The organism is Mesorhizobium sp. M7A.F.Ca.US.008.03.1.1 (genome assembly GCF_003997495.1).
Taxonomy (GTDB): domain Bacteria; phylum Pseudomonadota; class Alphaproteobacteria; order Rhizobiales; family Rhizobiaceae; genus Mesorhizobium.
Genome location: NZ_RZRU01000034.1, coordinates 44,750 through 54,246, shown reverse-complemented (window position 1 = coordinate 54,246; position 9,497 = coordinate 44,750). Strand labels below are relative to the sequence as shown.

The 9,497-nt window shown below is 63.0% G+C and carries 7 protein-coding genes and 1 pseudogene; 1 reads left to right on the top strand and 7 read right to left on the bottom strand.

Annotated elements, in window-relative coordinates; genetic code table 11:
• Positions 1-1,034: 1,034 nt before the first annotated feature.
• From EOA16_RS30405 to EOA16_RS30385, 4 genes are all read right to left on the bottom strand, one after another.
• Positions 1,035-1,697: an SMC-Scp complex subunit ScpB gene (locus EOA16_RS30405; RefSeq protein ID WP_063169436.1), complete on the bottom strand. Its 663-nt coding sequence runs from the start codon at positions 1,695-1,697 to the stop codon at positions 1,035-1,037.
• A 2-nt stretch (positions 1,698-1,699) separates the two neighbouring features.
• Positions 1,700-2,656 carry a DUF1403 family protein gene (locus tag EOA16_RS30400; protein WP_063169437.1) on the bottom strand — a complete coding sequence of 319 codons (957 nt, stop codon included), beginning with the start codon at positions 2,654-2,656 and terminating at the stop codon, positions 1,700-1,702.
• A gap of 924 nt (positions 2,657-3,580) precedes the next feature.
• Entirely contained in the window at positions 3,581-4,180 is a 600-nt protein-coding gene (locus tag EOA16_RS30390; protein WP_127261434.1) for an NADPH-dependent F420 reductase, read from the bottom strand.
• Between the two features lie 73 nt (positions 4,181-4,253).
• The gene (locus EOA16_RS30385; RefSeq protein WP_127261433.1) at positions 4,254-4,988 is read right to left on the bottom strand and encodes an SDR family oxidoreductase; all 735 of its coding nucleotides are present in this window, start codon (positions 4,986-4,988) and stop codon (positions 4,254-4,256) included.
• A gap of 268 nt (positions 4,989-5,256) precedes the next feature.
• Here EOA16_RS30385 and EOA16_RS30380 point away from each other — a divergent pair, with 268 nt between their 5' ends.
• Positions 5,257-6,153 (top strand): LysR family transcriptional regulator, encoded by an 897-nt coding sequence (locus EOA16_RS30380; RefSeq protein WP_127261432.1) that lies wholly within the window; start codon positions 5,257-5,259, stop codon positions 6,151-6,153.
• Between the two features lie 49 nt (positions 6,154-6,202).
• Here the strand turns inward: EOA16_RS30380 and recQ are convergent, their stop codons facing one another.
• From recQ to EOA16_RS33415, 3 genes and pseudogenes are all read right to left on the bottom strand, one after another.
• Positions 6,203-8,047, bottom strand: coding sequence for a DNA helicase RecQ (recQ, locus tag EOA16_RS30375; protein WP_127261431.1), 1,845 nt, complete (start codon positions 8,045-8,047; stop codon positions 6,203-6,205).
• Entirely contained in the window at positions 8,047-8,808 is a 762-nt protein-coding gene (locus tag EOA16_RS30370) for a sulfotransferase (protein WP_127261436.1), read from the bottom strand. The genes recQ and EOA16_RS30370 overlap by 1 nt, the downstream gene beginning before the upstream one ends.
• Before the next feature lie 557 nt (positions 8,809-9,365).
• Positions 9,366-9,497, bottom strand: a pseudogene (locus EOA16_RS33415) (cupin); the annotation flags it as partial.

The following is a 9,497-nucleotide window of genomic DNA, read 5'->3' as shown; positions in this document are numbered from 1 at the left end:
ACGCAGCGGTGTGAGACGGGCATTCTTGTGGATGTTCATTCGGACCCTCCGATGGATGCTGAAGCGTGGTAACTCCAGTCTCCTCGGTCCGGTCCGAATGGACAACCTCTCGAAAGCTCACACCTAGAACTCCTCTTGAAAGCGTATCTAGCTTCAAAGGGCGTGTCGAAACGCGGTCTCCGGCTCGGCTTCGGTCACAAGATCGAGGACATTTACGAAGCCGCAGTGGCCCTAGGAATGCCGCCGATTGGGAACGTGAAGATGATTGCCAACAACCTTGACCTGATGAATTCTCAGCAAGATTTTAGGTACCCGTCGGGGTACAAGCTGAATGTCCCGCCGCCGAGCTTCTGCCGAGAAACGTATAACGCTCTCCACACAGCGATCGAGCCGAGGATCCCCACCGAGGTACTGAAAGCCAACCTCAAATTTCATTGGGATTTTCGGGGGAAGACTGTCATTTGGAAGGACGAATAGCCCGAGGATGATCTTCCCCATCTACGTTGGCGTTCTTATGGCGCTGCTGTCAGCATCCGCCATTGGCGGTGGCGGCAAGGCGATCTTGTTGGGATGGCCGCCTCGCTGACAATGGCCGGGATGGGCACTCGCCGGCTGGCTAGGTTCTTAGCAGGCCATAGCCGGCTGTCTGGTGGAGATCGTCTTTCAGGGCTTTGATCGTCTGTGAAAGGTCGCGAACCTTGTCCATCAGCGTCTGAATGGTCGCCCCGATGGGCTGGATCTTAACGCCTCAATCGTCGCGAGAAGCTCAAGGTAGACGTGGTTCAATTGAACTTTCTCCCTTCGAGAGCTCTCAATGGTGATCGACATGTGCGACCAGGCTCGATCAATTGCCTGTTCGCTTATCCTTCATCGACAAGCGGACGCGTGCCGCCACCTCCCTTCCGTCACGCGAAGGACCCAGCCGGCGAGACCAGACGGCGTGCGTGGCGCAATCTTCTATGTGACGAGCGGCGAGATCGCGTGTGTCCCGCCGTGATGGGATCATCTATTCGTCGAGCGCGGCGCTGGCGCCATCATCGTCGATATCTGCAAACCCTGGGATGATCCAGCAGCTTCTCCTTCGACAGCAGCCCGGCGTCCTCGAGCGCCTCGAAATCCGGCAGCTGGCGCAGCGTGTCGAGCCCGAACTGCGACAGAAAAGTTTTGGTCGTCACATAGGTGTAGGGCGCGCCCGGCTGCGGGCTGCGCGGCCCCGAGGCGACCAGCTGCTCAGCGCGCAGCACGCCGATCAGGTCACGTGACACCTCCTTGCCGAAAAAGCTCGACAGCTCGCCACGGGTGATCGGCTGGAAATAGGCAATGCACATCAAGACAAGCGCCTCCGCCTGCGACAGTTCTTTTGCTCCCTCGCCCGCTGCCGTGCCGAAGGCTGCGTGAATGGCGTCGCCAAAAACCTTTTTGGTCCGGTGCTGCCAGCCGCCGGCGACCGCGACCAGCTCGTAAGGGCGGCCGGCGAGTTCGGCGCGAATGTCGTCGATGATCAGCTCGATATTGCAGTTTTTTCCCACCACCCGCGCGAGGACACTACGTGTCACCGGTTCATTTGCCGCAAAGATCACCGCTTCGACGCGGGCCATCCATTCGCACCAGCGCAGCTCCGGCGGCAGATGTTCCAGTTCGGTGTCGAGCAGCGCCGGCTGATCGTTTGGCTTGCGGCGGGCGGACGCTTCGCTCATCGCTACAGCCCGAACAGCCGGAATGTGGGGCGGCCGGAGAGCTCGCGCACGACCTCCAGTTGCTGCAGCCGTTCGAACAGCCGTCGCGATGCAAAGCGCGACAGATTGTCCGTCGTCAGCGATCCGGACACGGCGTCTTCACTGAGCAGCAGAAAGATTACGTCGCCGGCGCCTTTGGCGCGCAGTTTCGGCGCCACCGCCAGGAGTTTTTCGGCCCGGCGCGACAGCTCGGCGGCCAACCGACAAGCGTCCGCGGCGGCCGCGACGAGCGCGATGCAAACCGCCCGCTCAAAATTCTTGTCCCCGGGCCGGATGCGCCGGCCACCGCCGGCCTCGGTGCGGAAAGATGGTCCAAAACCCTGCGCCATTAGGAGCGGCAGGGGCTGCGGCCAGCCCAGGCGTTGCGCCAGTACCAGGTCGGCGAGCCACCAGCCAAAGACTTCGGCATCGGGACGCATGGCGACGACCTCAGCGGCGATCGCCGCGGCGTCGAATGGCGCCGACCGCTGGGATACCCCGAGTTTTTCGATCTGCGTGCAAAGGTCGGCGAGCGCGGCGCCGTCCCAATGGAGGCCAAGCTGGTCGAGTATCTTCCCGAGCCGGCCGGGCGTAGCGGCGGGCGGCTGCCTGGCCAACTGCCGCCAGGCGCCAAAGACGGCGCCTGCGGGACCGGGGTCAGCACGTAGGGGACGCAAATGCCAGGCATCGCGCAAGGCGGCCGCATCCTCGGCGCGGCCGGCGAGCCGCATGCTGGAGGCGGCGCAGCGAACCGCCAGCCGCTGCCGCCAAGCGCCGGCCCAGGCTGCCTGCGCGCGGGCGAGCGTGTCGAGGGCACCCAGGGCGGCGCCGGCCCGGAAGGCGGCGTCGCCGTCACTCGGCGCGCCGGCGCTTGTGATCGCCCACGCGGGAACGGAGGGCGGCGCAGAGGAGCTGGCGGTCGCGGGATCGAGGCGAATCATAATTTGGAGAGTAAAGTGCCGGTGCGCTTTTCGCCATGATTTTCGTGCCAAAACGCACAGCCTGTCGGATCAGCACAACGACTGATAGTGTTGCATTATCAATCTCTTCACGAGTTCGTCCCTGCTAAGCCATTTGGCCAACAAGTAAGTCTCGACAGGGCACCTTTTTGCGCAGCCGGACGAAACTCCGTTCGGAAATGTGCCGGCTCGCGGCGTAGGAGCCTGCTCAGGTTCAGATGTCATGAAGGCATCTAACGCCCGATCTGCCGCGCAACTTCGGTCCCATATTCATTGCCGACGGGGTATCTGAGGGCGACGTTTTTTGCGGGTTTTTCCTGGTCGGCTTTGGAGGTGATGCTGGCGCCGATTGTCACAGGCTACTTCACTATCTGTTCCTTGACCGATGAGATCTTTTGCGCTGCGGCGCTCCCGTCTTTGCTGTGGGTCACCTTCTGACCCAAGCCCCAACGTACACACGCGGGAGTGTCCTACAAGCCATCGGTTTCGACAGATCGGATGGATTGGGCAGGCGAGCCCAAAAGCTGCGAGCTTAGAGCGGTTATAAATCGTAGTTGTAGCTGTGTAACAAACTGTGTAACAAAAAGCGCGAAAAGACTAGTATTTTCAGTATCATAGAGGTGAAAGGGAATCCCTCCCTCTCCGCCATTCAACCCGAAAACCGGCAGTTGTGGTGGCTTCGGACCCTTCCGCGCGGGCGGTCGTGAGGCCACTTCCAAAAGACGCGATGCCGGCTGGGACATCAGCTATTGCAACTACGATTCATGGGTGGCCGGCACATGTCGGCCGAAGGATCCCAGGCAGATGTAAGCCGCTTTCAAGCGCGTCACTTTGCGCGCTCGGCTCGATGCTGACGATGTGGCCGGCGCCGAACACCTGCCACTCTGTCGGTGCACGATAAATCGGTTACTGCTCCTTCTTGAACAGATCCTGGAAGATCGGTTGGCCCCAGGTGCGGCCGCGCGCGTGCACCAGTGCGCCGCCCTCGTTGAGCTTTCCCAGCTTGACCGGTGCGAACCCGAGTTGTCTGGCCAAGGCCGCCACGGGGGCGATCGCGTCCTCGTCGTCGCTCGACAGAAAGACGACCCGGTGCCCGCCCTCGACGATCGGATCGGTAGCCAGGGTGGCCGCAATCAGGTGATTGAACCCCTTGACGAGCTTGGCGCCGGTGAACGCCTTCGCGACGAAGGCGGAGGACGGCAGACCATCCAGCTCTTCAGGGACCGGAAACAAGTTCGTTGCGTCGATGATCGTCTTGCCTTCCCAACTGGACAGAGCCTTCGCGACATCTGGGTGCGACTCGAAACGAACCGCCAGAAAGATGATGTCCGACTTGATCGCTTCCGCCAGCGTTTTGGGGATAATCGTGGGTCCGATCGCGGCCGCATCGGCTGCAAAGCTTTCCGGGTCGCGCGTGGTTGCCATAGACACTTCGATGCCGTTGCGGGCAAACGCCTTGGCAAGAGCGTGGCCGATCTTGCCGAAGCCAATAATTGCATAGCTCATGATATTCTCCTTCAGTTTACGACGCCCTACGGGCTCAAAATATCGAATGGAGTGACCGGCCGGGCGTAGGGCGTCAGATTTGCGCCAAGCCGCCGTCGACTGCGAGCTCGCTGGCGGTCATGAAGCTGCTGTCCGACGACGCGAGAAAGGCAGCCGCCGCCCCGATCTCCGCCGGATCGGCCATGCGCTGGAGCGGATTCATCGAGGCGAAGGCCTTCAAGCCCTCCTCGCCTATCGCTGCCTTCGCGAGTTCGGTTGCCGTCGGCCCGGGCGACAGCACGTTTACCCGAATGCCGGTGCCCTTCAGGTCCTCCGCCCAGGTCCGCGCGAGGTTGCGCACTGCCGCCTTGCTCGCGCTATAGACGCTGAATGCGGGGGCGCCCGTGGTGCCGGCGCTCGATCCGGTCAGGATGATCGAACCGCCCTCGCCCATGAGCGGCAGCGCTTTTTGGACTGTGAAGATCGTACCCTTCACATTGGTGTCGAAGGTCTCGTCAATGTGCTCGGCGGTGAGCTTGCCTAGCGGCAGCAGGCCTCCCGCCCCGGCATTGGCGAAGACGATGTCGAGGGTTCCGCGCTCCGCCTTCACCGCCGCGTAAAGCCGGTCGAGATCGGCCAGATCGGAGACCGAGCCCTTCACCGCGCGGGCGTTGGGCCCGAGGTCGGCCACAGCAGCGTCGAGCGCTTCCTGCCGGCGGCCGAAGATGAAGACCAAGGCGCCTTCCTCGATGAAGCGCTTTGCCGCGGCGCGGCCGATGCCGGTAGCACCACCCGTGATGACTGCAACTTTACCCTCAAGCTTTCCCATGACTTCTCCTTTTGTGGTGTCGAGACAGCATCTGCCTCCGAGAACCTCGAAATGGGTCCGCCGCCGTCAGTTGTTGAGTGCGGAAGCGCGCACATCGGTGGTGCAAAATCGATCCGCTTTCAGGGCTGACGCCAGCCGCGACGATCCGCGTCTGCCATTCAGAATTGCGCCGCCCTTGTTGACATAAGCTATGAGGACCGCCCGTACTTCTGTACGATGCGGTAGATACGGGCTTTGGAAGGCGCACCGCGCGGTGCCGGATTGCACCATGATCGACTGGGATGACATTCGCTACTTTCTTGCCGTGGCGCGCGGAGGTTCGGTGCGGGCCGCCGCCGAGGGCCTCGGCGTGTATCACTCGACCGTGCTGCGACGCATCGCACAGCTCGAGGAACGCCTCGGGGCGCAAATGTTCGAAAAGCTGCCGTCGGGCTACCGTCTGACAACTGCGGGCGAGGAAGTTCTTGAGCTCGCGAACCAGATGGAAGCGTCGTCGCACCAACTGGAGACGCGCGTCTTCGGGCGCGACCAGAGCGTGCGCGGGCTTCTGCGGGTGACGCTGGCTCCGCCCCTCGCGACACACCTGCTCATGCCGGACTTCGCCGACTTCGCGAGTCTGCATCGCGACATCGAGATGGAAATCCTGTCGACCGGCGAGTTGGCAAATCTGACCAACCGAGAGGCCGACGTCGCGATCCGCGTCGTCTACGACCGCAAAACCCTGCCGCTCAATCTTCACGGCTTGAAGGGACCGGAGGTTTTCGGCGGCGTCTACATGTCCCGCGATCGCCTAACCGCATGGCGTACGGGCGCGCCTGATCCCATCCGATGGATCGTCATAAGCGTTCATGGAATTCCAGAGTGGGCCCGCGAGGGCGAGGTTCGCGCCACAGGGGTGCCGTTCAGGACCACCGACGGCGAGGCGCAGATCGTTGCCGTACGGCAAGGAATCGGGATCACGACACTGCCGTGCTTCATCGGAGATGCCGACCCCCTGCTGGTGAGAGTTCCGGGCACCGACCTGCACATGCATGGAACGCTCTGGCTTCTCACCCAGGGTGAGACACGCAAGACGAAGCGGGTGCGGCTCTTCACCGAGTTCGTATCCCGCAGGCTCGCCGCGTACGCTCCGCTTCTCGCGGGGCTGTCTGTATCGCGCGACTGACGCCCGGCGGGCCGACGCTTGGGGCACGTGACCAGTCGCTGATCTGACCTCAGGACGAGCCATCGGATTGGTGCGCGGCAATCGCACTCAGAAAAACCTGGCCGAACTCCTTCAGCTTTGCCGCCCCAACCCCATTCACTTCAGCGAAGGCGTCGAGGTCGTGCGGGCGGCGCTCGGCCATGTCGATCAGCGTGCGGTCGGAGAACACCACATAGGCAGGCACCTGGCGCTCCTTGGCGAGGCGCAGGCGCAAGGATTTGAGCGCGGCCAGCAGTGACGCATCGATGCCCTCGGCGTTCATGCCCGAACCCTCGGCCGCTCGCATCTTGCGCAAGGCGCGGCTGCGCACCTCGACGCGATAATGGAACGGCATCTCGCCACGGCCAAGCGCATGGCCTTTTTCGGCGATGGCGAGGCCGCCATGGCCGGCCGGATCCGGCATCAGGAACCCGCCTGCGACGAGCTGCCGGATCAGCGACAGCCAGAAATCCTTCTTGTGCGCCAGACCGCTGCCGAAACTCGTGAGCCTCTGGTGGGTCCTGGCAAGCACCTTCTCGGTTTCATGGCCGAGCAGGATGTCGATGACATGGCCGGCACCGAAACGTTCACCGCTCTGCGCGATCGCCGTCAGAATGATCCGCGCCTCCGCGCCGCCGTCGGCGCGCGGTGCCTGATCGAGGCAGGTGTCGCAATTGCCGCAAGGCTGCGCTTCCTCGCCGAAATAGCCGAGCAGCACCTGGCGGCGACACTGCGCCGTCTCGCAATAGCCGATCAGCGTGTCGAGCCGGCCATGCGAGCGCCTCTTGTGCTCGGGCGGCGCATCCTCGTCGTCGATGAACATCCGGCGCATGCGGATATCGCCAAGGCCGAACAGCATATGCGCCTCGGCGTCGCGCCCATCGCGGCCGGCGCGGCCGATCTCCTGGTAGTAGGCCTCCAGGCTGCCCGGCATGTCGGTGTGGAAGACATAGGCGACGTCAGGCTTGTCGATGCCCATGCCGAAGGCGATGGTCGCCACCATGACGACACCGGACAAGGTCATGAAGCTGTTCTGGTTGGCGTCACGCGCCTCCTTGCTCATGCCGGCATGATAGGCGAGCGCGGTGACGCCGTTCTTCTCGAGGAAGGCCGCCATCTCCTCCGTCTTCTTGCGCGACAGGCAATAGACGATGCCGCTGCGGCCGGGATGACGCTCGACGAAGCGCAGCAGCTGGCGCTTGCTGTCCTGCTTGGCCTCGATGGCAAGCTTGATGTTCGGCCGGTCGAAGCCCAACACCAGGGTCTCGACGCGCTCGGCAAACAGCCGGGATTCGATGTCGGTGCGCGTGCCTTCGTCCGCCGTTGCCGTCAGCGCGATGATCGGCACATTGGGAAAGATGCCGCGCAGACGCGACAGGTCCTCGTATTCGCGCCGGAACGCCGGCCCCCATTGCGAGATGCAATGCGCCTCGTCGACAGCGATCAGGCTGATATCGAGCCTGGCCAGCGCGTCGAGCATGCGCTCGGTCATCAGCCGCTCCGGCGCGAGATAGAGCAGGCGCGTCTGGCCCGAGGCGACGCGACGCCATGCGGCTATATTGGCATCGCGGTCAATCGAGGAATTGATCGTATCGGCGGCCACGCCGGCGAGCCGCAAGGCGGCGACCTGATCCTGCATCAGCGCCACCAACGGCGAAACGACAATGGTGAGCCCGCCCAGGACCAGTGCCGGGACCTGGTAGCAGAGCGACTTGCCCGCACCTGTCGGCATGACAGCCAGCACATGACGCCCAGCCAGCAGCGCGTCCATGACATCGGCCTGGCCGGGGCGAAAATCATCGAAGCCGAACACGTCCTTCAGCACGCGCCGCTTGGGATCTCGCTGTTCTGTCGCGAGGGCCGCCGGTGCCTGCATCACCGCGCGTCCACGGGCGGCGTGCTTATTGGCATGTCATAGCCGAACTCGGCGCAGAAACGCTGGACGTGGACGAGAAATGCCGGGGGCAGGCTGCCGAGATAGGTCCTGAATTCTTCATTCCGTTCCCATTTTCTCAACGAAGCCACCCGGATCGGATTGTCCGGATCCTCGCTGAAACGAATGCGCGGTGTCAGTCCGAACGACTGCGCGATCCTGTCCTGCTGCGCATCGGGCGCGCCGATCATGTCTTCGTAGCGGACAAAGAGGATCTGTCGGTTCGGTTGTGCCTTCTTCAGCCGGATCAGCGCGTCGTATTCGGCCAGCCAGCGATGCGGCGTGACGTGGAACCGACGCTCGTTGCGTGTTTGTGGATGCGAACTTGTCAGCGTGTCGAATGGATGGCGCACGCAATAGATCAAGCCGATGGAAGGAGGTAGCTTCGCCAGATGCGCAAAACCGCGCGCATCGCGCTTGACGACGAGGTTCGATTCCGGCCGGTCCAACATGTCCAGCATTGTGTATCGCGCTTCGGGCGGATGGACGAAAATATCCTCGAAACACCTCATCAGCCGCTGTGTCAGCGTCGTCCCGCTGCGCGCGCAACCCGAAATGAAAATTCTGTTGGCGGGCGTCGCGCGTGCGTATGTGCGTCTTTGCATGCGCTGTCTCAGAGACAGCGGCACGAACCGCAGAAACTCCCGCATAACCCTTCGCGCAGCCGCCCTGAACGCAGCCTCAACCCTGTGAGCGCCCTTCATCCGCAATTCCGCTGGGCCGCGCGCGAAACGCGCCGCTTGGGTTCCATGGCCAAGATACGCGTCGCCGATATCAGCATCAGGCAGACACCGGGCTGGAATTTCCTGGATTGGAGAGGATGTGGAAACCGGTCAAGACGACTCTCTGCGTGACGCTTTGGAGTAGCGCAGCCGTCATCCAACCACAACGCCCCTTTGCAGGAACCTGTCGTTGATGAGGCCATCGGCGCGCGCCCGCCGGATGCCGTGCACATCCGAAAGCCCGATTTCGGTAGGCAGGTTGCGCGTTAAACTCAGGGCTTACGCCGCCTTGGCAGCGCTCTCCTCTCCCGGTTCGCGAAAAACCGTGCGCCCAACGCACTGAGCGGATCTTTAGCCTGCTCCGGCATATCACCTGACAGAGGACAGCCCTCGGTTGTACGGCGCATTAAGCCGATGTTCACCACGATGCGGCAGGCTTCACATCTGCGGTCATGTCTTGAGTACCGCGGCGCCACAAGCGCCCAGGCAACAACCCGCGCCTCTTTTGGGGCGCGGGTCTTCCCTGCTCCTACCCTTGGCTAGGCGAGGAAATCGGCCCGGTGCGGCGCAAAGCTGTCGACCAGCCGCCCCGCTTCGAGCGCCTTGACACCGTGCACCAGGCCCGACGGCACGATGAAGCTCCCGCCAGCCGCGAGGATCTCGCTCCGGCC

Bases quoted from the DNA above. Each gene is read 5' to 3' on its own strand.
- EOA16_RS30380 (WP_127261432.1), top strand. From the start codon at position 5,257: ATGATCGACTGGGATGACATTCGCTACTTTCTTGCCGTGGCGCGCGGA.
- EOA16_RS30370 (WP_127261436.1), bottom strand. From the start codon at position 8,808: ATGAAGGGCGCTCACAGGGTTGAGGCTGCGTTCAGGGCGGCTGCGCGA.
- EOA16_RS30405 (WP_063169436.1), bottom strand. From the start codon at position 1,697: ATGAGCGAAGCGTCCGCCCGCCGCAAGCCAAACGATCAGCCGGCGCTG.
- EOA16_RS30390 (WP_127261434.1), bottom strand. From the start codon at position 4,180: ATGAGCTATGCAATTATTGGCTTCGGCAAGATCGGCCACGCTCTTGCC.
- EOA16_RS30400 (WP_063169437.1), bottom strand. From the start codon at position 2,656: ATGATTCGCCTCGATCCCGCGACCGCCAGCTCCTCTGCGCCGCCCTCC.
- recQ (WP_127261431.1), bottom strand. From the start codon at position 8,047: ATGCAGGCACCGGCGGCCCTCGCGACAGAACAGCGAGATCCCAAGCGG.
- EOA16_RS30385 (WP_127261433.1), bottom strand. From the start codon at position 4,988: ATGGGAAAGCTTGAGGGTAAAGTTGCAGTCATCACGGGTGGTGCTACC.